Origin of the sequence: Klebsiella sp. K4, from assembly GCF_014596785.2 — a bacterium.
In the GTDB taxonomy this organism is placed as follows: domain Bacteria; phylum Pseudomonadota; class Gammaproteobacteria; order Enterobacterales; family Enterobacteriaceae; genus Klebsiella; species Klebsiella pneumoniae.
The window spans coordinates 1,506,564-1,527,493 of the sequence record NZ_CP115021.1; the positions used below are offsets into that span (position 1 = coordinate 1,506,564).

The 20,930-nt window shown below is 58.7% G+C and carries 19 protein-coding genes; 14 read left to right on the forward strand and 5 right to left on the reverse strand.

All coding sequences use genetic code 11. From position 1 onward, the window contains the following. Positions 1-134 precede the first annotated feature (134 nt). Positions 135-1,064: a formate/nitrite transporter family protein gene (locus IB144_RS07550; protein WP_004149224.1), complete on the reverse strand. Its 930-nt coding sequence runs from the start codon at positions 1,062-1,064 to the stop codon at positions 135-137. A 289-nt stretch (positions 1,065-1,353) separates the two neighbouring features. On the opposite strand from IB144_RS07550, the gene mlaA reads away from it, so the two are divergent. Further along, positions 1,354-2,115, forward strand: a complete 762-nt coding sequence (gene mlaA / locus IB144_RS07555; RefSeq protein ID WP_002913362.1) for a phospholipid-binding lipoprotein MlaA — start codon at positions 1,354-1,356, stop codon at positions 2,113-2,115. Between the two features lie 61 nt (positions 2,116-2,176). Here the strand turns inward: mlaA and fadL are convergent, their stop codons facing one another. Then, positions 2,177-3,499, reverse strand: a complete 1,323-nt coding sequence (gene fadL / locus IB144_RS07560) for a long-chain fatty acid transporter FadL (protein ID WP_002913360.1) — start codon at positions 3,497-3,499, stop codon at positions 2,177-2,179. Between the two features lie 373 nt (positions 3,500-3,872). Here fadL and IB144_RS07565 point away from each other — a divergent pair, with 373 nt between their 5' ends. The 4 genes from IB144_RS07565 to sixA all read left to right on the forward strand — a co-directional run bounded on the left by IB144_RS07565 (position 3,873) and on the right by sixA (position 8,466). Then, on the forward strand, positions 3,873-4,157 hold the full coding sequence (locus IB144_RS07565; RefSeq protein ID WP_002913359.1) for a YfcZ/YiiS family protein: 285 nt from the start codon (positions 3,873-3,875) through the stop codon (positions 4,155-4,157). 159 nt (positions 4,158-4,316) lie between these two features. Continuing rightward, positions 4,317-5,627, forward strand: a complete 1,311-nt coding sequence (gene fadI / locus IB144_RS07570; RefSeq protein WP_002913358.1) for an acetyl-CoA C-acyltransferase FadI — start codon at positions 4,317-4,319, stop codon at positions 5,625-5,627. Then, the gene (gene fadJ, locus IB144_RS07575) at positions 5,627-7,771 is read left to right on the forward strand and encodes a fatty acid oxidation complex subunit alpha FadJ (RefSeq protein WP_048337828.1); all 2,145 of its coding nucleotides are present in this window, start codon (positions 5,627-5,629) and stop codon (positions 7,769-7,771) included. The genes fadI and fadJ overlap by 1 nt, the downstream gene beginning before the upstream one ends. 209 nt (positions 7,772-7,980) lie before the next feature. Further along, positions 7,981-8,466, forward strand: a complete 486-nt coding sequence (gene sixA / locus IB144_RS07580; RefSeq protein ID WP_002913355.1) for a phosphohistidine phosphatase SixA — start codon at positions 7,981-7,983, stop codon at positions 8,464-8,466. Positions 8,467-8,487: 21 nt separating this feature from the next. On the opposite strand, the gene smrB is transcribed toward sixA, so the two are convergent. Further along, entirely contained in the window at positions 8,488-9,039 is a 552-nt protein-coding gene (gene smrB / locus IB144_RS07585) for an endonuclease SmrB (RefSeq protein WP_002913348.1), read from the reverse strand. 167 nt (positions 9,040-9,206) lie between these two features. Between smrB and prmB the strand changes: the two genes are divergently transcribed. Genes prmB through IB144_RS07615 form a run of 6 tightly spaced genes read left to right on the forward strand, consistent with a single transcriptional unit; the run spans position 9,207 to position 13,763 of the window. Further along, positions 9,207-10,139: a 50S ribosomal protein L3 N(5)-glutamine methyltransferase gene (gene prmB, locus IB144_RS07590; protein WP_002913346.1), complete on the forward strand. Its 933-nt coding sequence runs from the start codon at positions 9,207-9,209 to the stop codon at positions 10,137-10,139. A gap of 41 nt (positions 10,140-10,180) precedes the next feature. Then, positions 10,181-11,266, forward strand: a complete 1,086-nt coding sequence (gene aroC, locus IB144_RS07595; RefSeq protein ID WP_025861134.1) for a chorismate synthase — start codon at positions 10,181-10,183, stop codon at positions 11,264-11,266. A gap of 2 nt (positions 11,267-11,268) precedes the next feature. Beyond that, positions 11,269-12,093 carry a penicillin-insensitive murein endopeptidase gene (mepA, locus tag IB144_RS07600; protein ID WP_004174960.1) on the forward strand — a complete coding sequence of 275 codons (825 nt, stop codon included), beginning with the start codon at positions 11,269-11,271 and terminating at the stop codon, positions 12,091-12,093. Then, positions 12,093-12,902 (forward strand): sulfite exporter TauE/SafE family protein, encoded by an 810-nt coding sequence (locus tag IB144_RS07605; protein ID WP_002913340.1) that lies wholly within the window; start codon positions 12,093-12,095, stop codon positions 12,900-12,902. The genes mepA and IB144_RS07605 overlap by 1 nt, the downstream gene beginning before the upstream one ends. Beyond that, positions 12,902-13,450, forward strand: a complete 549-nt coding sequence (locus IB144_RS07610; protein WP_002913339.1) for an elongation factor P hydroxylase — start codon at positions 12,902-12,904, stop codon at positions 13,448-13,450. Before IB144_RS07605 ends, IB144_RS07610 begins: the two co-directional genes overlap by 1 nt. Positions 13,451-13,481: 31 nt before the next feature. After that, positions 13,482-13,763 (forward strand): YfcL family protein, encoded by a 282-nt coding sequence (locus IB144_RS07615; protein ID WP_002913338.1) that lies wholly within the window; start codon positions 13,482-13,484, stop codon positions 13,761-13,763. 61 nt (positions 13,764-13,824) lie between these two features. Here the strand turns inward: IB144_RS07615 and mnmC are convergent, their stop codons facing one another. Continuing rightward, the gene (mnmC, locus tag IB144_RS07620) at positions 13,825-15,813 is read right to left on the reverse strand and encodes a bifunctional tRNA (5-methylaminomethyl-2-thiouridine)(34)-methyltransferase MnmD/FAD-dependent 5-carboxymethylaminomethyl-2-thiouridine(34) oxidoreductase MnmC (RefSeq protein ID WP_040215583.1); all 1,989 of its coding nucleotides are present in this window, start codon (positions 15,811-15,813) and stop codon (positions 13,825-13,827) included. Between the two features lie 158 nt (positions 15,814-15,971). Between mnmC and fabB the strand changes: the two genes are divergently transcribed. Next, a complete protein-coding gene (fabB, locus tag IB144_RS07625) occupies positions 15,972-17,192 on the forward strand; it encodes a beta-ketoacyl-ACP synthase I (RefSeq protein ID WP_002913291.1) in 1,221 nt (406 codons plus the stop codon). A gap of 209 nt (positions 17,193-17,401) precedes the next feature. Continuing rightward, positions 17,402-18,577, forward strand: a complete 1,176-nt coding sequence (locus IB144_RS07630; RefSeq protein WP_004149211.1) for an MFS transporter — start codon at positions 17,402-17,404, stop codon at positions 18,575-18,577. An 86-nt stretch (positions 18,578-18,663) separates the two neighbouring features. On the opposite strand, the gene flk is transcribed toward IB144_RS07630, so the two are convergent. Then, positions 18,664-19,641 (reverse strand): flagella biosynthesis regulator Flk, encoded by a 978-nt coding sequence (gene flk / locus IB144_RS07635; RefSeq protein WP_022615607.1) that lies wholly within the window; start codon positions 19,639-19,641, stop codon positions 18,664-18,666. 110 nt (positions 19,642-19,751) lie between these two features. Here flk and pdxB point away from each other — a divergent pair, with 110 nt between their 5' ends. Next, positions 19,752-20,888: a 4-phosphoerythronate dehydrogenase PdxB gene (gene pdxB / locus IB144_RS07640; RefSeq protein WP_149358875.1), complete on the forward strand. Its 1,137-nt coding sequence runs from the start codon at positions 19,752-19,754 to the stop codon at positions 20,886-20,888. The last annotated feature ends 42 nt before the right edge of the window (positions 20,889-20,930 follow it).

Genomic DNA, 20,930 nt, shown 5'->3' on the forward strand with positions numbered 1-20,930 from the left:
TTAACTTATATTATTTATCAACCATATCCATTTAACTAAGGGGACAAGGCGGCACGAGTATAGCGTTTTTTGCCCGCCTGAGTAAGAGCCATACCGTCTGACTGCTTAAACCCTCGCCACTCAGGGCGCTTTTTTTATGCCCGGTCGGCCTTTTTCCCTTTCTCCGCCGCCTGGGCGCGGGCTTCCGCTTTTCGCTTGCTGCTCATATCGTTACGGATCTGCGCATGGCTCAGCAGTGCGAAGATGAAGGTCCCGCCACAGATATTTCCCGCCAGGGTCGGCAGGGCGAACGGCCAGATAAAGTCGCTCCAGGGCAGATTTCCATTAAACACCAGATAAAGGATCTCGACCGAGCCCACTACAATATGGGTGGTATCCGCCAGGGCGATAAGCCAGGTCATGAGAATAATCACCACGATTTTGGCGGCGCCGGCGACAGGAAACATCCAGACCATGGTGGCGACCAGCCAGCCGGAAATAATCGCATTGGCGAACATCTCTGTCGGACTGTTTTTCATTACGTCTTCGGCGATGCTGACAAAGGCCTGACGGGTTGGCTCATCAAAAATAGGCATATAATTGAAGGCCCATGCGGCCACCGCGGTACCGATGAGATTGCCCGCCAGCACCACCGACCATAGCCGCATCAGCAAACCGACGTTACCGAGGGTGGGATTATGCATCACTGGCAGAACGGCGGTGACCGTATTTTCAGTGAACAGCTGCTGGCGGGCCATAATTACGATAATAAAGCCGAAGGTGTAGCCGAGGTTTTCCAGCAAAAAACCGCCCGGGATCCCCTCCAGTTTGACGTGAAAAATTCCCTTCGCCAGCAGGGAGGCCCCCATCGACAGGCCGGCCGCAATCGCTGACCATAGCAGGGCCAGCGCATCGCGCTCCATCTCTTTTTCCCCTTCCTGGCGAATATGTTCATGGATCGCCATCGCCCGCGAGGGAAGGCGATCTTCATTTACTTCGATCTCTTCACCACGCTGATTTTCCTCACTTTCCACTTCTCTTTCGTCATCCTCTGCCTTTAATTTGTTATTGTCTAGTTCATCCATTTCGTGGCCCTCGCTATCAATCTGTATAGTTATAGCGTAGCGGCTTTCCCTGCCGTCTGGCTGGGCATACTCTGAAATCGCAAAAATGGTAACGTCAGATTTTTGTCGCTCCGGTAGAATAGGAGCCCCGCGATTTCGTTATTCCCAGGCTAAGATCAAATCAACAACTTGGGTGATATAGACATCGTTCAACGTGCTGTTACAATCGCTCACATCTTTACGGGCGGAAGCGTTGTCTTTCCGTCATGGATGGCAACTCGCGATAGCCATAAAAACCAGGGAGACATCTATGAATTATCGCCTGTCGGCGCTTGCGCTTGGCGCCACATTGCTGGTGGGATGTGCCAGTTCCAGCTCTGGCGATCGGCCGCAGGGGCGCTCAGACCCGTTAGAAGGGTTTAACCGCACGATGTTTAACTTCAACTTTAATGTGGTTGATCCTTACGTACTTCGCCCCGTCGCGGTGGCATGGCGCGACTACGTCCCACAGCCGGCGCGCAACGGGTTAAGCAATTTTACCAGTAACCTGGAAGAGCCGGCAGTGATGGTGAACTACTTCCTGCAGGGCGACCCCTATAAAGGTATGGTGCATTTTACCCGCTTCTTCCTGAACACCATTCTCGGTATGGGTGGGCTTATCGATGTGGCCGGGATGGCGAATCCGCAGCTACAGCGGGTTGAGCCACATCGTTTCGGCAGTACGCTTGGGCATTATGGCGTTGGCTATGGCCCGTATGTTCAGTTGCCGTTCTATGGAAGCTTTACCCTGCGCGACGAAGGCGGCGATATGGCCGATGGCTTGTATCCGGTGCTCTCCTGGCTGACCTGGCCGATGTCGATCGGTAAATGGGCGGTGGAAGGGATTGAGACACGTGCTCAGCTGCTGGATTCCGACGGCCTGCTGCGCCAGTCTTCCGACCCTTACATTCTGATGCGTGAAGCCTACTTCCAGCGTCATGACTTTATCGCCAACGGCGGTAAGCTGACCCCGGCGGACAACCCGAATGCTCAGGCTATTCAGGATGAGCTGAAGGATATCGATTCACAGTGATCGGCGAATGATAAAAAAAGGGTGAACATAATGTTCACCCTTTTTTGTGGCGCGCTGCTTATCAGAAGCGGTAGTTGAAGTTAGCGCCGTACAGCCAGGCGGTTCCTTCGGAACGGAAGGTATACGGGCCTTCCTTAATTTCAACATGCTGCCCGTGCATGTATGAAACGCCGACGTCAACCGAGGCATCTTTATTGAACGCGTAGGTGGTACCCGCGCTCAGCCACAGGCGATCCTGGTCCGGAATAGAGATAGAGCGGTTATTAGCCGGCACCGGGCTGTCATCGAAGGCGATACCGGTACGGAAGGTCCAGTTATCGTCATAATAATAGGTGGTCCCCAGCGCAAGACGATAGGCGTCCTTGAAGCCTTCCTCTTTATAGAACAGCGTCTGGCCGTTGCTGCCGGTGGCTTTCAGCTCCTGGAACTGACTCCAGCTGGTGTAGGTCAGGCTATAGTGGACCGCCCACTGCGGCGCCACGCGGTTATAGCCGGACAGCTCCCACATTTCCGGCAGGTTAAGGGTTAGCGAACCATTTGTCGTCTGGCCGCTGGTGCCCGCCGGCAGGCCGAAGTTGCCGAGGATCTGGTTATAGGCCGCCGGCAGGCTGCTGCGGTAGTTACCGTCGAAGTCGATCTTGACCTCAGAACGGTAGGTTAAACCGTAGCGGTTATTCTTATCCAGCTCATAGAGGATCCCGGCGTTCCAGCCGAAGCCCCACGCGTTGCCGTTAAGATGGGCGATCTGCGTGTCGGCCGGGATCTTCGCTACCTGGCCCGCCAGCGCCGGCGGCAGCGCGCCAGAGCCTGCGACAATCTGCCCCAGATCGCCTGCATAGCGCTCGATCTTCGCCTTGGCGTAGACCGCGTCAAAGCCTAAGCCGAAGCTCCAGTTGCTGTCGAGGCGGTAGGCGCCGCTCAGGTTGAAGTTCGCGGTGGTCAGGTCGGTTTTACCGCCCATGCTGCCGGCCGCATAATCATCGTTATACTCTGTTGCCAGACCATAGTTAGAGGTGATAGACGCCCCCCAACCAAATTGGTCGTTAATCGGCGCGACAAAGTGGAAGTTGGGCACCCACGCCGTCGGGGCGATATTGTCTGCTTTCAGGCTCTTGCCGGTGGGAGAGGTGCCCGAAACATTAACGCCCGGGTCGACAAACACGGCGCCCGCCGACATGGTCGGGCGGTCGAACATCATAATTAATGCCGGGTTACGACTGGCATTACCAGCATCGTCAGCGATCGCCCCTTCACCGGAATAGGCACGACCCAGCCCCGATGCAGAGAATTCGTTGAGCTGGAAGCCTGCTGACCAGGCCTGGGTGGAAACAAGTGCGACAGCCACTGCAAGGGCAGATTGGGTAAAGCGGGTTTTCTGGCTCATGCCCATAACCTCATTGAGTTATTTTTTTTTAAACTATGTTACATGCCGTAACAGAAGCGCGGGAGTGTAGGGTCTGCGGTACAACCAAGAAATCAGACCAGTGCGCTGAGTATAGGTCTGACCAGATGATTTGTTGCAAGTATGTTTATGAAGTTTTTCAATTGTGATAACAGAAACGCGATCCAGCTGGCAAAAATCTCGGAGAGAGCAAGGGGGACAGAAGGGGATTTTTGTTTTAGATCATTTTTAAGTGTGATTTCTGTCACTTAACGCCGGCAGAGCGATTCTCGGCTGGAGGCTCTCCGGGGACAGGGCGTAAAATAGGCACATCATTTTTCTGGCACCGAAGGTGCATCTCCAGAGGAAATCTACGATGAGTAAATGTAGCGCTGATGAAACCCCGGTTTGCTGCTGTATGGATGTTGGCACGATTGTTGACAACACCGACTGCACCGCCTCCTACAGCCGCGTATTCGCCAACCGCGCTGAAGCCGAGCAAACGCTCGCCGCGTTAAGCGAAAAAGCCCGCAATGTCGAATCTGAGCCGTGCCAAATTAACCCAACCTTCACTGACGTTGACGGCGGTGTGCAGCTGGATATCGATTTTGTTTTCAGCTGCGAAGCAGAATCCCTGATCTTCCAGCTGGGCTTACGTTAATCCTTCCCCCTCGACGCCCCTGATAAGGGGCGTTTCCTTTTCTTTTCACTGTGTTTTGGCTCGCAATTTTGCGCTTCTCCGATTGGCTTAATGTAAAAAATTAGTTAAGAATGTTATCAGGTCAGACCACTTGGTTGTCTTGGTTAACAGGGGAGTGTTATGAGTCAGGCATTACCGCTTATCACCCGTCAGGGCGATCGCATTGCCATTGTCACGGGGCTACGCACGCCATTTGCTCGTCAGGCTACGGCTTTTCATGGCGTTCCGGCCATTGATTTAGGAAAAATGGTGGTTGGCGAGATGCTGGCGCGCAGCGACATTCCTGCCGAAGTCATCGAGCAACTGGTCTTTGGCCAGGTGGTGCAGATGCCGGAAGCGCCGAACATCGCCCGGGAAATTGTGCTGGGTACCGGCATGAGCGTACATACCGACGCCTATAGCGTCAGCCGCGCCTGCGCCACCAGTTTCCAGGCCGTGGCGAACGTCGCTGAAAGCCTGATGGCCGGCACCATCCGCGCCGGTATTGCCGGCGGCGCCGACTCCTCCTCTGTCCTGCCCATTGGGGTCAGTAAAACGCTGGCCCGCACGCTAGTGGATGCCAATAAGGCACGCACGCTGAGCCAAAAGCTGAAGCTGTTTTCCCGTCTGCGGCCACGCGACCTGTTGCCGGTCCCCCCGGCGGTGGCTGAATATTCAACCGGATTGCGGATGGGCGATACCGCCGAGCAGATGGCGAAAAGCTGGGGGATCTCCCGCGAGCAACAGGATGCCCTGGCGCATCGTTCGCACCAGCTGGCAGCGAAAGCCTGGGAAGAGGGTAAACTGTCCGCAGAGGTGATGACCGCCTATGCTCCCCCTTTCCGCGAACCGCTCGAGCAGGACAACAATATTCGTAAAAATTCAACGCTCGCAGATTATCAGAAGTTACGCCCGGCCTTTGACCGCAAACATGGCACCGTCACCGCCGCCAACAGTACGCCGCTGACGGACGGCGCGGCAGCGGTGATCCTGATGACCGAGTCGCGGGCTAAAGAGCTGGGGCTGAGGCCGCTGGGCTATCTGCGCAGCTACGCCTTTACCGCCATCGACGTCTGGCAGGATATGCTGCTGGGGCCCGCGTGGTCCACGCCGCTGGCGCTGGAGCGCGCTGGCCTGACGCTGGCGGATCTCACGCTTATCGATATGCACGAAGCTTTCGCCGCGCAGACGCTGGCCAATCTCCAGTGTCTGGCAAGCGACCGCTTTGCCCGCGAGGTGCTGGGCCGCTCGCAGGCCACCGGTGAGGTAGATGAAAGCAAGTTTAACGTCCTCGGCGGCTCTATCGCCTACGGTCACCCCTTCGCCGCCACCGGCGCGCGGATGATCACCCAGACGCTGCATGAGCTGCGGCGACGGGGCGGGGGATTTGGTTTGGTGACGGCCTGCGCGGCTGGTGGTCTGGGTGCGGCGATGATCGTGGAGGCTGAATAATGGATACTGTTTCCGCTTTTAAGCTTGAGGTCCGTGCGGACAAAATCGCGGTGATCACCATTGATGCCCCGGGTGAAAAAATGAATACCCTGAAAGCCGAATTTGGCAGTCAGGTACGGGGATTGATACGCCAGTTACGTGACGATAAGTCAGTGCGCGGCGTAGTATTTATCTCCGCCAAAGCGGATAACTTTATCGCCGGCGCTGATATCAACATGATTGCCCGCTGCCGCAGCGCGCAGGAGGCGGAAGCGCTGGCGCGCCAGGGACAGCAGATTATGGCTGAGATCCATGGCCTGTCGATCCCGGTGATTGCCGCTATCCACGGCGCCTGCCTTGGCGGCGGTCTGGAGCTGGCGCTGGCCTGTCATGGCCGTATCTGTAGCGATGACGAAAAAACCCGACTCGGCTTGCCGGAGGTACAGCTTGGCCTGCTGCCGGGTTCCGGCGGGACGCAGCGTTTACCGCGGCTGATCGGGGTAAGCACCGCGCTGGATATGATGCTCACCGGCAAGCAGCTGCGGCCGCGGCAGGCGCTGAAGGCCGGTCTGGTGGACGAGGTGGTGCCACAGGCGATTTTACTGCAGGCAGCGGTGGAGTTGGCGCTGAAGGGACGACCGACCAGCCGGGAGGTGCCTGTTCGTGAACGCGTACTGGCAGGGCCCCTGGGGCGCCATCTGTTATTCCAGTTTGTCGGTAAACAAACGCAGCGCAAAACGCAGGGAAATTACCCGGCGGTGAAGCGAATCTTGCAGGTCGTCGAGAATGGTCTGGCCCATGGCTGCAGCAGCGGATACGCTGAAGAGGCGCGCGCATTTGGCGAACTGGCGATGAGCCCGCAGTCGCAGGCGCTGCGATCGATCTTCTTTGCCAGTACCGATCTGAAAAAAGACCCTGGCGCCGAGGCGGGCCCCGGCCCGCTGAGAAGCGTTGCAGTACTGGGCGGTGGCTTGATGGGCGGGGGGATCGCCTATGTGACCGCCTGTAAGGGTGGGCTGCCGCTGCGGATTAAAGATATCCAGCCGCGTGGCATCAACCACGCCTTAAAGTACAGCTGGGATCTGCTGAATAAACAGGTTCGTCAGCGTCGACTGCGCCCAGTGGAGCGCGATCGTCAGATGGCGCTGATCTCCGGCACTACCGACTATCAGGGCTTTGCTCATCGCGATGTGGTGATCGAGGCGGTATTTGAAGACCTGGCTCTCAAACAGCGGATGGTCAGCGAAGTGGAACAATACGGCGGGCCGCAGACCATCTTTGCGTCGAATACCTCATCGTTGCCAATCGGCGATATTGCCGCTCACGCCAGCCGCCCGGGGCAGGTAATCGGCCTGCATTTTTTCAGTCCGGTGGAAAAAATGCCGCTGGTTGAGGTGATCCCGCACAAGGGAACCGACCCGCAGACTATCGCCACCGTGGTGCAGCTGGCTAAACGGCAGGGGAAAACGCCGATTGTTGTCGCAGATAAAGCGGGGTTCTATGTGAACCGTATCCTCGCGCCGTATATCAATGAAGCGATGCGCCTGCTGGTGGAAGGCGAACCGATTGAAGTCATTGATAACGCGTTGGTTAAATTCGGTTTCCCGGTGGGGCCAATTCAACTGCTGGATGAGGTGGGTATCGATACCGGCACCAAAATTATCCCCGTGCTGGAGGGCGCGTTTGGAGAACGTTTTAGCCCGCCTGCAAACATCATTGACGCGATTTTGAAGGACGATCGCAAAGGCAGAAAAAATAATCGTGGTTTCTATCTTTATGAGACAAAAGGGCGTAAAAGCAAAAAACGGCCCGACCCGGCAGTCTATCCGCTGCTCGGCATCGGCCGCCCGCAGTCGCGGCTTTCCGCGCAGCAGGTGGCGGAGCGCTGTGTGATGATGATGCTTAACGAAGCGGCGCGCTGCTTTGATGAGCAGATTATCCGGAGCGCGCGCGATGGCGATATCGGCGCCGTCTTTGGTATAGGGTTTCCGCCATTTCTTGGCGGCCCGTTCCGGTATATGGATACTATCGGCGCGGGTGAAGTTGCCGCGATCCTGCAGCGCCTGGCCGCCCAGTTCGGCCCACGTTTTACACCCTGTGACACTTTATTACGCATGGCCGAACAGGGGACCACCTTTTGGCCAGCGGATGAACGGCTGACCTAAGTTGTGGTCAAAGAAGGTAAATCCGGCTGCGGACGACGCTGTTGATTGGCTGTTTTGTAAACAATGATTGACTATACTTACGCCATTGAGGTAAAAAACAGCGTTTCATTCGTGGAATGGATCAGGCACAATGCCCGGCCACCGGGTCACCTGCGTATTGTCTTCGCAGGCCAAACTACGGTGCTTCTGGTTAACAAAAGCGGTGCAATATGCAAGTTTTTATTATGCGTCACGGCGACGCTGCCCTCGATGCAGCCAGTGACTCGGTTCGTCCATTAACCGTATGCGGTTGTGATGAGTCTCGTCAGATGGCAACCTGGCTGAAAGGTCAAAAAGTGGATATTGAGCGCGTTCTTGTCAGTCCCTATCTGCGTGCGGAACAGACGCTGGATATTGTTGGGGAGTGCATGAACCTGCCGAAACATGTCGACGTGATGCCGGAGCTCACGCCGTGCGGTGATGTGGGAATGGTGAGCGCCTATCTGCAGGCGCTGGCGAATGAAGGCGTGGCGACGGCGCTGGTTGTCTCCCACCTGCCGCTGGTGGGGTATCTGGTCTCAGAGCTGTGTCCGGGGGAAACACCCCCGATGTTCACCACCTCGGCTATCGCCTGCGTGACGCTGGATGCCGACGGCAAAGGTGAGTTCCTCTGGCAGAAAAGCCCCTGCAACCTCAAGATGGCCAACGCCATCTGACGGCCCCCCCGGAGCCCGCCGTTACGGCAGCTCCGGCGGTTGCCACTCCTCGACCTCAATCAATATCAGCAGTGCGGCGTCACCGCCGTACTCTTTTGGTGCCTGGTGAAACGCCATAATATGCGGATGTTGCGCCAGCCACAGCGGGGTTTGCTGTTTGAGGATGTGTTTCCCGTGCCCGTGCATCACGCAGGCGCAAAACACATGCTCGCGGCGGCAGGCGGCAATTAGCGCGCCCAGCTCCTGTTTGGCCTGCTGCTGGGTAAGCCCATGCAGATCGAGGAACAGCTCCGGCGAATAATCTCCACGGCGCAGCTTTTTCAGCTCGAAATGGCTGACGTCGGGGCGGACATATTTCGTCGAGCCTTCGGTATTCAGTAGCGGTTGAAACTCATCGGAAAAATAGTGGCTGTTATCGACCTGTTCCTGCAGCAAACGCTTAGGAGCAACCTCGGTAATTTTCTTGCGCTGCGGGCGGTGAACAATAGTGTCCTGTTTGATCTTCCGCGTGCCGGTCATCAGCTGACGGAACAGCGCCTGATCCTCCTCGCTAAGCGATGTCTTCTTTTTCATTGTCCGCTCTCATTCATACTTTGCGCTAGTTTACCCGACTCAATATCCCTTCGGGCAAGGAAAACCTGTTTTTTCCCCCGCCCCTTATCGCAAGAATGCTGATTTATCGCCGTCTTCATGGCACACTAGCCGCCGAATTTATAGCAGAGTGTGCCCTGGAGGATGTCGTGGATAAAATTTTTGTTGATGAGGCAGTCAATGAGCTGCATACCATTCAGGACATGCTGCGCTGGGCGGTAAGCCGTTTCAGCGCTGCTAATATCTGGTACGGTCACGGGACTGATAACCCGTGGGACGAGGCGGTACAGCTGGTGCTGCCTTCACTGTATCTGCCGCTGGATATCCCGGAAGACATGCGCACTGCGCGCCTGACCTCCAGCGAGAAACACCGCATTGTAGAGCGGGTGATTCGCCGCGTGAACGAGCGTATTCCCGTCGCCTATCTGACCAACAAAGCATGGTTCTGCGGGCATGAGTTTTACGTTGATGAGCGGGTGCTGGTGCCGCGCTCCCCGATTGGCGAACTGATCAATAACCAGTTTGCCGGACTGATTAACCATAAGCCGCAGCACATCCTTGATATGTGCACCGGTAGCGGCTGCATCGCCATCGCCTGCGCCTATGCCTTCCCGGAAGCGGAAGTCGATGCGGTAGATATCTCCCCGGACGCGCTGGCCGTCGCCGAGCACAACGTTGAGTCCCACGGCCTGATCCATCACGTTACGCCGATCCGTTCCGACCTGTTCCGCGATCTGCCGAAGCTGCAGTACGATCTGATCGTCACCAATCCGCCGTATGTCGATGAAGAGGACATGGCCGATCTGCCGGAAGAGTATGAGCATGAGCCGGTGCTGGGGCTGGCCTCCGGAAGCGACGGCCTGAAGCTAACGCGCCGTATCCTCGGCAACGCGCCGGATTATCTCAGCGACGACGGGATTCTGATTTGTGAAGTCGGTAACAGCATGGTACATCTGATGGAGCAGTATCCGGACGTGCCGTTTACCTGGCTTGAGTTTGATAACGGCGGCGACGGGGTCTTTATGCTGACCAAACAGCAGCTGATTGACGCCCGTGCGCACTTCGGTATTTATAAAGACTAAAAAAACAACACGCCAACATAACGAAAAAGATTGGAGCCGTGATGGCAGGAAATACAATTGGACAACTCTTTCGCGTCACTACCTTCGGCGAATCGCACGGTCTGGCGCTGGGCTGCATCGTTGACGGCGTGCCGCCGGGCATCCCGCTGACCGAAGCCGACCTGCAGCACGACCTCGATCGTCGTCGCCCGGGTACCTCGCGTTACACCACGCAGCGTCGCGAGCCGGATCAGGTCAAAATCCTCTCCGGCGTCTTCGAAGGCGTTACCACCGGGACCAGTATCGGTCTGCTGATTGAGAACACCGATCAGCGTTCGCAGGATTACGGCGCGATCAAAGATCTGTTCCGTCCGGGCCACGCCGATTACACCTACGAGCAAAAGTATGGTCTGCGCGACTATCGTGGCGGCGGTCGTTCTTCTGCGCGCGAAACCGCGATGCGCGTAGCGGCCGGGGCGATTGCCAAAAAATACCTTGCCGCGAAGTTTGGCATCGTCATTCGCGGCTGCCTGACGCAGATGGGCAATATTCCGCTGGCCATCAAAGACTGGGATCAGGTTGAGCAGAACCCCTTCTTCTGTCCGGACCCGGATAAAATCGACGCCCTGGATGAACTGATGCGCGGCCTGAAAAAAGAGGGCGACTCCATTGGCGCGAAAGTGACGGTAGTGGCTGACGGCGTACCGCCAGGCCTCGGTGAGCCGGTCTTCGACCGCCTGGATGCCGATATCGCCCACGCGCTGATGAGCATCAACGCCGTGAAAGGGGTGGAAATTGGCGACGGCTTCGAGGTGGTGAAGCTGCGCGGCAGCGAAAACCGCGATGAGATCACCAAAGCCGGGTTCCAGAGCAACCACGCCGGCGGCATTCTTGGCGGCATCAGCAGCGGCCAGCAGATCGTTGCCAACATCGCGCTGAAGCCTACCTCCAGTATTACCGTTCCCGGTCATACGATTAACCGCTTTGGCGAAGAAGTGGAGATGATCACCAAAGGGCGTCACGATCCGTGCGTCGGCATCCGCGCCGTACCGATCGCTGAGGCGATGCTGGCGATCGTTCTGATGGATCACTTTATGCGTCAGCGCGCGCAGAATGGCGACGTGACGACGACAATTCCACGCTGGTAACCATGAAAAACACCGTTATCGCACTGCTTGCGCTGTTGGCTAGCGCCGGTAGCCTGGCCGCCACGCCATGGCAGAAAATAACCCAACCGATCGGCGGCAGCGCCCAGTCAATCGGCGCGTTTTCCAATGGCTGTATCGTTGGCGCCGAGGCGCTCCCCCTGAGTGCCCCCGGCTATCAGGTGATGCGTACCGATCAGCGTCGCTACTTCGGTCATCCGGATCTGGTTCAGTTTATTCAGCGCCTGAGTAATCAGGTGCACAATAAAGGTATGGGAACCGTGCTGATTGGCGACATGGGGATGCCGGCGGGCGGGCGCTTTAACGGCGGGCACGCCAGCCACCAGACGGGCCTCGATGTCGATATCTTCCTTCAGCTGCCGCAAACGCGCTGGACATCGTCCCAGCTGTTGAAGCCGCAGGCGCTGGACCTGGTCGCCAGCGATGGCAAGCATGTGGTGCCGTCGCTATGGAGCCCGCAAATCAGCCAGCTTATCAAGCTGGCGGCGGAAGATAGCGAAGTTACCCGCATCTTCGTCAACCCGGCGATTAAACAGCAGCTGTGCCTGGACGCGGGCAGCGACCGCCAGTGGCTGCGTAAAGTCCGTCCCTGGTTCCAGCATCGCGCTCATATGCACGTCCGACTGCGTTGCCCGGCGGGAAGTCTGGAGTGCGAGGATCAGGCGCCGCCGCCGCCCGGCGATGGCTGCGGAGCGGAGCTGCAGAGCTGGTTCGAACCACCTAAACCCGGGTCTACCCCCCCTGTGAAGAAGACGCCGCCGCCGCTGCCGCCTTCCTGCCAGGCGCTACTGGATGAGCATGTGCTGTAATGGATAGTTTTATCGAGTTGTTTGCCGTATCGCCGCTGGTGCTGGTGGTACTCTTCTTTGTCGCCATCCTGGCCGGTTTTATTGACTCACTGGCGGGAGGCGGGGGCTTATTGACTGTCCCTGCGCTGATGGCGGCCGGCATGCCGCCAGCCCAGGCGCTGGCGACCAATAAGCTGCAGGCCTGCGGCGGGTCGCTATCGGCGACCCTCTATTTTGTCCGCCGCAAGGTGGTTAATCTGGCCGATCAGAAGCTGAATATTCTGATGACCTTTATCGGCTCAACCGCCGGAGCGCTGCTGGTGCAGCACGTGCAATCCGATATTCTGAAGCAGATCCTGCCGTTGCTGGTGATTGGCATCGGTCTTTATTTCCTGCTGATGCCGAAACTGGGCGAAGCCGACCGGCAGCGTCGGCTTTACGGTCTGCCGTTTGCGCTGGTCGCCGGCGGTAGCGTAGGGTTTTACGATGGCTTTTTCGGCCCCGGCGCCGGTTCGTTTTACGCCCTGGCTTTTGTCACTCTGGCCGGGTTTAACCTTGCCAAGTCGACGGCCCATGCCAAGCTGCTGAACGCCACCTCAAACGTCGGCGGCCTGCTGCTGTTTATCATCGGTGGAAAGGTTATCTGGGCCACCGGCTTTGTGATGATGGCCGGCCAGTTTATTGGCGCCCGCGCCGGGTCCCGGCTGGTGCTGAGTAAAGGGCAGTCGCTGATCCGGCCGATGATCGTTATCGTCTCGGCGGTGATGAGCGCGAAACTTCTTTATGACAGCCACGGGGCTGAGATTTTGCAGTGGTTGGGAATTCATTAATGCAACAGCAACACCATTATCAGCAGCTGATAGACCTTTTCGACAGCTGCTTTGCCGAAGAATTTAATACCCGCCTGATTAAAGGCGACGATGAGCCGATCTACCTTCCGGCTGACGATGAAACGCCCTATCACCGTATCGTGTTTGCGCACGGATTTTTTGCCAGCGCCCTGCACGAGATCTCTCACTGGTGTGTCGCCGGCAAGGCGCGTCGCGAACAAGTAGATTTTGGCTACTGGTACTGCCCGGACGGCCGCGATGCGATGACCCAAAGCCAGTTTGAGGATGTCGAGGTGAAACCGCAGGCCTTTGAGTGGCTGTTCTGCGTGGCGGCGGGATTTCCGTTTAACGTCAGCTGTGACAATCTGGAAGGGGACGTTGAGCCCGATCGCATCGCCTTCCAGCGCCGGGTGCATGCTCGGGTGATGACTTTACTTGAACAAGGGATCCCCGAACGTCCGGCGCGCTTTATTCGCGCGTTACAACACTATTATCAAACGCCGCCATTGACGGCGAAACACTTTCCGTGGCCGGAAGACCTGCACTAAGGCCGCACATTACATGACAAGAGGTAAGATGATGATCGCGGAGTTTGAATCACGCATTCTGGCGCTGATTGACAACATGGTAGACCACGCCAGTGATGATGAACTGTTTGCCGGCGGTTATCTGCGCGGCCACCTGACGCTGGCGGTGGCTGAGCTGGAAGGTGAGGGCGAGCATTCTGCTGACGCGGTACACAGCAGAGTTAGCCAGAGCCTGGAGAAAGCCATCAGCGCTGGCGAACTGTCGCCGCCGGACCAAATTCTGGTGCAGGGGATGTGGCATAACCTGTATCAACAGGCGAAAAATCAGGCCTGAGCCATGTTGTAGCCCGGGTCAGGCGTCAGCCGTACCCGGGAAATTGCCTGCCCTCATGGTTTTATTTCACCGCTTTTCCCTTCAGCAGTTTTCTCACCCACAGCCGATTCGGATTCAGCGCCGCCAGGGTGTCGCTATCCAGCGGCAGCGGTTCCGCGCTCATTTGCGCCGCCAGCAGCTCAGCGCTTAACGGCGCGGTGCAAAGTCCGCGCGACCCGAGCGCGCCAAGCATAAACAGGTTACGACAGACCGGCGCGCTATCGGCGATATCCGGTTGTTCGTGGAGGCTGGCGTATTGCGTCAATGTTGCCGCGTAGTCCGGCACGTTGCCGACCATCGGTAGATGATCGCGGGTGGCGCAGCGCACGCCGCAGCGAGCGTCGTTGGCGCTGATATCCACGTCCTGCGGCCACTCCGCGCCCGGGAAGCAGTCGATCAGCCGTTGCCGGTTGTGCTGCTGATCTTCTTCGCTGAAGGTGGTGTCGGTTTTCCCGCGGTGGTAGCTGGCGCCAATGCAGTGCTGCTGATTTTGCGGATTCTGTGGCGTCAGGTAGCCGTCGTAGCACAGCACCTGGCGCAGGGCGGCAAGCCGCGGGGTGGTGGGAATATGGCTGACCTGGCCGCCAACCGGGTAGACCGGCAGTTGGGCTGTTTGCGCAAAACCAGTGATGCGGTGGCCGTTCGCCAGAACCACCGCCTGATGATAGCGCTGCTGATTGAGCAGCCAGCCATCGCCCTCCGCGCTGAGCGTTTCGACGGGATAACCATAGTGCACGTGCAGTCCGCGCGTGGCCGCCAGCGCCAGCAGCTCGGCGGTGAGCTGCTGCGGGCACAGCCAGCCGCCGGCCGGATAGGTGATGCCGCCGCAGCCGGTATCGACACCGGTCAGCCCGGCAACCTGTTCCGCCGTCACCGCGCAGGCGATGTCCGGGGGTAAATTCAGCGCCAGCATCTGGGCGATTTTATGCGCGCTTTTCTCATCCCAGCCGAGCTGGGTAACACCGCACCATTGGTGATCGAATATCACCGGCAGCGCGTCATACATTCGGCGGGCGAAGGTAAAGGCGGCCGGAAAAAAGCGCGCCAGCGCCGGATCGTGCTGACTTAACAGCGGATACAGCGCGCCCTGGCGATTGCCGGAGGCGCCCTGCGCTGGAGCCTCATCGGCGCAGTAAAGGGTCACCTGCCAGCCGCGGCGCAGCAGCGCCAGGGAGAGCAGGGCGCTGGCGATCCCGCCGCCGATGATGGCCGCCTCGCGGGCATCGCTGCTACTGCGAGCGAACCAGGGGGCGCGCGCAGGAAAGATCAGCGTTTGCGCCATCTCGCCGGTCAGCATCTCCCGCTTGCGGCCGAAGCCTTTGCTTTTACGCATGGTAAAGCCGGCCTCCTGCAGGCCACGGCGGACAAAACCGGCGGAGGTAAAGGTGGCCAGCGTCCCGCCGGGTCGCGCCAGGCGCGCCATGGCGCTGAACAGATCCTGAGTCCACATGTCGGGATTTTTCGCCGGGGCAAAGCCGTCAAGAAACCAGGCGTCCACCTGCTGGTTCAGCGAATCATCCAGCTCCCTGGTCAGCTCATTGATATCGCCAAACCACAGATCGAGCGTCACCCGCCCGCCGTCGAGCAGCAGACGATGGCACCCGCCGAAGGCCGACGGCCATTGCGCCTGCAGCTGCTGCGCCCACGGAGTCAGCTCTGGCCAGCGCTGGTGCGCCAGGCGGAGATCCTCAGCCTTCAGCGGATATTTTTCAAAACTGATGAAATGTAACCTTTGCAAGGTAACGTCCGGGTTATCACGAACAAAAACGTCAAACGCCTGCCAGAGGGTGAGGAAATTGAGCCCGGTGCCGAAGCCGCTCTCCGCGACGATCATCAGCGGGCGAGGGTGGCTGGGGAAGCGCTCCGGCAGGCGATTTCCGCCGAGAAAAACGTAGCGAGTCTCTTCCAGACCGTTGTCATTGGAAAAGTAAACATCGTCGAAATCTCGGGAAACAGGTGTACCCTCAGCGTTGAATTCCAGGTTGGCGGGTTGTATGGCGTTTTGTTTCACGTAAGTTACTCGAATCACAAGGCGTAGCACGATCTTAACGATGTGTGCCTGAGGGCGCAAATTTATACACAAAATGTCTGATCGGACTTGTTCGGCGTACAAGTGTACGCTATTGTGCGACACGAAACTTAAAATAGTGCGACTTACAGAGGTATTTAATGAAACGTGCAGTGATTACTGGCTTGGGCATCGTTTCCAGCATCGGTAATAACCAGCAGGAAGTCCTGGCATCTCTGCGTGAAGGACGTTCAGGGATCACTTTCTCTCAGGAGCTTAAAGATTCAGGGATGCGCAGCCACGTATGGGGCAACGTCAAACTGGATACCACTGGCCTCATTGACCGCAAAGTAGTGCGCTTTATGAGCGACGCCTCCATCTATGCTTACCTGTCCATGGAACAGGCTGTTGCCGACGCAGGTCTGGCGCCTGAAGCATATCAGAATAACCCGCGTGTCGGCCTGATCGCAGGCTCCGGCGGCGGTTCCCCGAAATTCCAGGTCTTCGGCGCCGATGCCATGCGTAGCCCGCGTGGTCTGAAAGCCGTGGGCCCGTATGTGGTCACCAAAGCGATGGCTTCCGGCGTTTCCGCCTGCCTCGCTACGCCGTTCAAAATTCACGGCGTTAACTACTCCATCAGCTCGGCCTGCGCCACTTCCGCCCACTGTATTGGTAACGCGGTAGAGCAGATCCAGCTGGGCAAACAGGACATCGTCTTTGCCGGCGGCGGCGAAGAGCTGTGCTGGGAAATGGCCTGCGAATTCGACGCCATGGGCGCGCTGTCCACTAAATACAATGACACCCCGGAAAAAGCGTCCCGTACCTATGATGCTAACCGTGACGGCTTCGTTATCGCCGGCGGCGGCGGTATGGTCGTGGTGGAAGAGCTGGAACACGCCCTGGCGCGTGGCGCGCACATCTATGCCGAAATCGTCGGCTATGGCGCGACCTCCGATGGCGCGGACATGGTCGCCCCGTCTGGTGAAGGCGCAGTGCGCTGCATGCAGATGGCGATGCATGGCGTTGATACGCCGATCGACTATCTGAACTCCCACGGTACCTCCACTCCGGTCGGCGACGTGAAAGAGCTGGGCGCCATCCGCGAAGTATTCGGCGACAACAGCCCGGCTATTTCGGCAACTAAAGCGATGACCGGCCACTCGCTGGGCGCGGCGGGCGTACAGGAAGCCATTTACTCCCTGCTGATGCTGGAGCACGGCTTTATCGCGCCGAGCATCAACGTTGAAGAGCTGGACGAGCAGGCTGCTGGCCTGAACATCGTCACCAAACCGACGGACGCTAAGCTGACCACCGTAATGTCCAACAGCTTCGGCTTCGGCGGCACCAACGCCACGCTGGTGATGCGTAAATACAACGCCTAATCAGCATGTGATGCGCAAAGGGGAGCCACCGGCTCCCCTTTTTTGTCATCTTGACAGGGTAAGAGCCCGCAGGCACACTGCTCGCGGATCCATTAGTCTCTCCACTAATGCGTAAGCGTTTAACGTCAACCAACGCGCCTTAACCCTGATAATCAGGTGGAGGGGGCGTGTCGCTTTGCTCGCCTTACTCTGCGAATCTGGAGTAATGCATGTCCGCAGTTACTGAAACAACATCCAATTCTTCGGCGAATTTTTCGCTTTTCCGTATTACGTTTGCCGTCTTTTTGACCTATATGACCGTTGGTTTGCCGCTGCCGGTGATCCCGCTCTTTGTCCATCAGGAGCTGGGATTTGGCAACACCGTGGTTGGCGTGGCGGTAGGGATCCAGTTCCTCGCCACCGTTCTGACCCGGGGGTACGCCGGACGTCTGGCAGACCAGTACGGCGCTAAACGTTCCGTCCTGCAGGGGATGCTGGCCTGCGCCCTGGCGGGCGCGGCATGGCTGGCCGCTGCGCTGCTGCCGCTGCCGGTGCTCGCCAGGCTCGGCCTGCTGCTGCTGGGCCGCTTGATCCTCGGGTTTGGCGAAAGCCAGCTGCTGACCGGAAACCTGAGCTGGGGGATGGGCCTGGTGGGACCGGCCCGTTCCGGCAAAGTGATGTCATGGAACGGCATGGCGATGTACGGCTCGCTGGCGGTGGGCGCCCCGCTGGGATTATTGATCTATAGCCATTTTGGCGTGGCGGTGCTGGCCTGTGTCACCATGGGACTACCGCTCGTCGCCTGGCTTATTAACGGTACCGTGCGCAAAGTGGCGGCCCACGGAGGCGAGCGGCCTTCACTCTGGAGCGTCATCGGCATGATCTGGCGGCCGGGCATTGGCCTGGGCCTGCAGGGTGTCGGCTTTGCGGTGATCGGCACCTTCGTCTCCCTCTATTTCGCCAGCCATAGCTGGCCAATGGCCGGCTTTACCCTGACGGCGTTTGGTGGCGCCTTTGTGCTGATGCGAGTGCTGTTCGGCTGGATGCCGGATCGGTTTGGCGGCGTTAAGGTGGCGATGGTCTCGCTGCTGATAGAGGCGGTTGGTCTGACGCTGCTGGGACTGGCGCCGAATGCCTGGCTGGCGCTGGCCGGTGCGGCGCTGACCGGGTGCGGCTGTTCGCTTATTTTCCCCTCACTTGGCGTGGAAGTAGTGAAGCGCGTCCCGGCACAGGTGCGCGGCACCGCGCTCGGCGGCTATGCGGCCTTTCAGGACATCTCCTATGGCCTGACCGGGCCGCTGACCGGCCTGCTGGCGACCTCGCTGGGCTACTCGTCGGTGTTCCTTGCCGGCGCCCTCTGCGCGGCGCTGGGGATCCTCGTCACCCTTATCTCATTTCGCCGCTAGGTTATTGTCCGGCCTGAAATCGCTGTAGGAAACACCGCGGCGTTTGGCATGAAGGGGAGCCGTAAACGCCGCCGGTGGCTGCTGGGCTACAGCAGGAGCCACAGCACAAGGAGCAGGACAACCGCGCCCAGCGCCAGCTGCCACGGCTTAGCGCTCCACGTCCGCCTGGCGACAGGCTCCTCCTGCGGGATGGCCAGCGTCTCCTGGGCGCGGGCCACCCGCAGCACAAACACCTTGTTCAGCAGCGCCAGGATCTGCGCCGGGCTCAGCGTGGTCCGCGGCGTGACCTGCCAGCTGCGACGGGCGAAGTCGACAATTGTCTGCCACTCTGCGGCCTCCAGCGGCTGCTTGAGCGCTCCCTGCAGCGAGGTGAGCGTCGGCGCGCTTTGCGCACTCAGCGTTTGCCGCGCCTGCAGCCAGTACGAAAGCGGCAGGAAGTGCGTCGCCGGGATCAGCTCCCCGGACTTGACGCCGCAAAGCTCCAGCATGGATTGCCAAATCAGCTTGCTTGGTTCGCCGGTGGCGGCCGCCAGCTTAGTCACCAGCTGATTGAGCGTATTATGCTCGGCTGGCAACAGCGGGCGCAGGGTCGGCGGGCGCTGCTGCGGCTGCGGGATCGACAGCTGGCCATGCTGCAGCAGATGCAGAATGGTCTCCAGCTGCGTCTGGCTAAGGGCATGCAGCGCCGTTTGCCCATAATGCTGACGAATATAATCGCTCACCGCCTGGCGGTTATTGCCCTGACCGAGCAGATCGCTGAGCTGCGCTAAGGTCTGGCGATGATGATGATTATCCTGAGCGGCGGCTAAGCGCTGGTTGAGACTGGCCTCCGCGGCGCTGAAATGGCAGGCCAGCAGGGGCGAGTCGCCTTTCAGTCCGAGGTCATGTTTGACGCAGGCCCACACTTCCGCGTTCTGCTGCGAGGTCAGCGCCACCAGGCGCGTGATCAGTCGCTCCAGAACGGTGCGTTGCTGCATGGAAAGCGAAGGTTCGCCGGTGGCGGCAGTGCCTGATGGGCCTCGCCCTGGAGGACGGTCTGGCATATCAGCAAGGGGGTGCGTCATGATTCATCCTTTCGATATCGCGGTGCTGGAACCAGGTGATGAGTATGCCTGGCGGCCAGATTATGGCACACTTCCCCAGTTAACTCTCGTTCTCAGACAGGTACTGAACTGTGAAAATCCTCGTTGATGAAAATATGCCCTATGCCCGTGAGCTTTTTAGCCGTTTAGGCGACGTGCAGGCGATCCCAGACCGTCCGGTCCCGGCCGATGCCCTGACCGATGCGGATGCCCTAATGGTGCGCTCGGTCACCCGGGTCAATGAAGCATTGCTCGCCGGCAAGGCCATTAAGTTCGTCGGCACCGCTACCGCCGGCACCGATCACGTCGATCAGGCGTGGCTGCAGCAGGCGGGGATTGGTTTCTCTGCGGCGCCCGGCTGTAACGCCATTGCGGTGGTAGAGTACGTCTTTTCATCGCTGCTGATGCTGGCTGAACGCGACGGCTTTGCGCTACGCGATCGCACCGTCGGGATCGTCGGCGTCGGTAACGTTGGCGGGCGACTGCAAAAGCGCCTGGAAGCGTTGGGGATCAAAACTCTGCTCTGCGACCCACCGCGCGCCGATCGCGGCGACGAAGGTGACTTCCGCTCCCTCGAGGCGCTGGTCCAGGAAGCCGATGTCATCACCTTCCATACGCCGCTGTATAAAGAAGGGCAATATAAAACCCTGCATCTGGCGGATGAGGCGCTGATAAGCCGCCTGAAGCCTGGAACGATTTTGATCAACGCCTGCCGCGGGCCGGTGGTCGATAACGCCGCACTGCTAAAGCGGCTGGAAGCTGGTCAGCCGCTGAGTGTGGTATTGGACGTCTGGGAGCCGGAGCCGGATCTAAACGTTGAGCTTCTCAAGCGAGTGGATATCGGTACCGCGCATATCGCCGGCTACACCCTCGAAGGGAAAGCGCGCGGGACGACGCAGGTTTTTGAAGCCTACAGCGCCTTTATCGGCCATCCGCAGCAGGTAGCGCTGGATACTCTGCTGCCGGCGCCGGAATTTGGCCGCATTACCCTGCATGGACCGCTCGATCAGCCGACGCTGAAAAGACTGGTCCACTTGGTGTATGATGTGCGCCGCGATGATGCGCCGCTGCGGAAGGTGGCCGGCGTCGCCGGTGAATTCGACAAGCTGCGTAAAAATTATCAGGAACGTCGCGAATGGTCTTCGCTGTATGTGCAGTGCAGCGATGAGCAGGCGGCGACGCTGTTGCGCCAGCTCGGTTTTAACGCCGTGCATCATCCTGTTCGTTAATGTCTTCTTAATGCCCCTGCCGGATACTCCGGCGGGGCCGCT

Coding starts and splice junctions, on each gene's coding strand:
- IB144_RS07550 (WP_004149224.1), bottom strand. CDS start 1,064: ATGGATGAACTAGACAATAACAAATTAAAGGCAGAGGATGACGAAAGA.
- mlaA (WP_002913362.1), top strand. CDS start 1,354: ATGAATTATCGCCTGTCGGCGCTTGCGCTTGGCGCCACATTGCTGGTG.
- fadL (WP_002913360.1), bottom strand. CDS start 3,499: ATGAGCCAGAAAACCCGCTTTACCCAATCTGCCCTTGCAGTGGCTGTC.
- IB144_RS07565 (WP_002913359.1), top strand. CDS start 3,873: ATGAGTAAATGTAGCGCTGATGAAACCCCGGTTTGCTGCTGTATGGAT.
- fadI (WP_002913358.1), top strand. CDS start 4,317: ATGAGTCAGGCATTACCGCTTATCACCCGTCAGGGCGATCGCATTGCC.
- fadJ (WP_048337828.1), top strand. CDS start 5,627: ATGGATACTGTTTCCGCTTTTAAGCTTGAGGTCCGTGCGGACAAAATC.
- sixA (WP_002913355.1), top strand. CDS start 7,981: ATGCAAGTTTTTATTATGCGTCACGGCGACGCTGCCCTCGATGCAGCC.
- smrB (WP_002913348.1), bottom strand. CDS start 9,039: ATGAAAAAGAAGACATCGCTTAGCGAGGAGGATCAGGCGCTGTTCCGT.
- aroC (WP_025861134.1), top strand. CDS start 10,181: ATGGCAGGAAATACAATTGGACAACTCTTTCGCGTCACTACCTTCGGC.
- mepA (WP_004174960.1), top strand. CDS start 11,269: ATGAAAAACACCGTTATCGCACTGCTTGCGCTGTTGGCTAGCGCCGGT.
- IB144_RS07605 (WP_002913340.1), top strand. CDS start 12,093: ATGGATAGTTTTATCGAGTTGTTTGCCGTATCGCCGCTGGTGCTGGTG.
- IB144_RS07610 (WP_002913339.1), top strand. CDS start 12,902: ATGCAACAGCAACACCATTATCAGCAGCTGATAGACCTTTTCGACAGC.
- IB144_RS07615 (WP_002913338.1), top strand. CDS start 13,482: ATGATCGCGGAGTTTGAATCACGCATTCTGGCGCTGATTGACAACATG.
- fabB (WP_002913291.1), top strand. CDS start 15,972: ATGAAACGTGCAGTGATTACTGGCTTGGGCATCGTTTCCAGCATCGGT.
- IB144_RS07630 (WP_004149211.1), top strand. CDS start 17,402: ATGTCCGCAGTTACTGAAACAACATCCAATTCTTCGGCGAATTTTTCG.
- flk (WP_022615607.1), bottom strand. CDS start 19,641: ATGACGCACCCCCTTGCTGATATGCCAGACCGTCCTCCAGGGCGAGGC.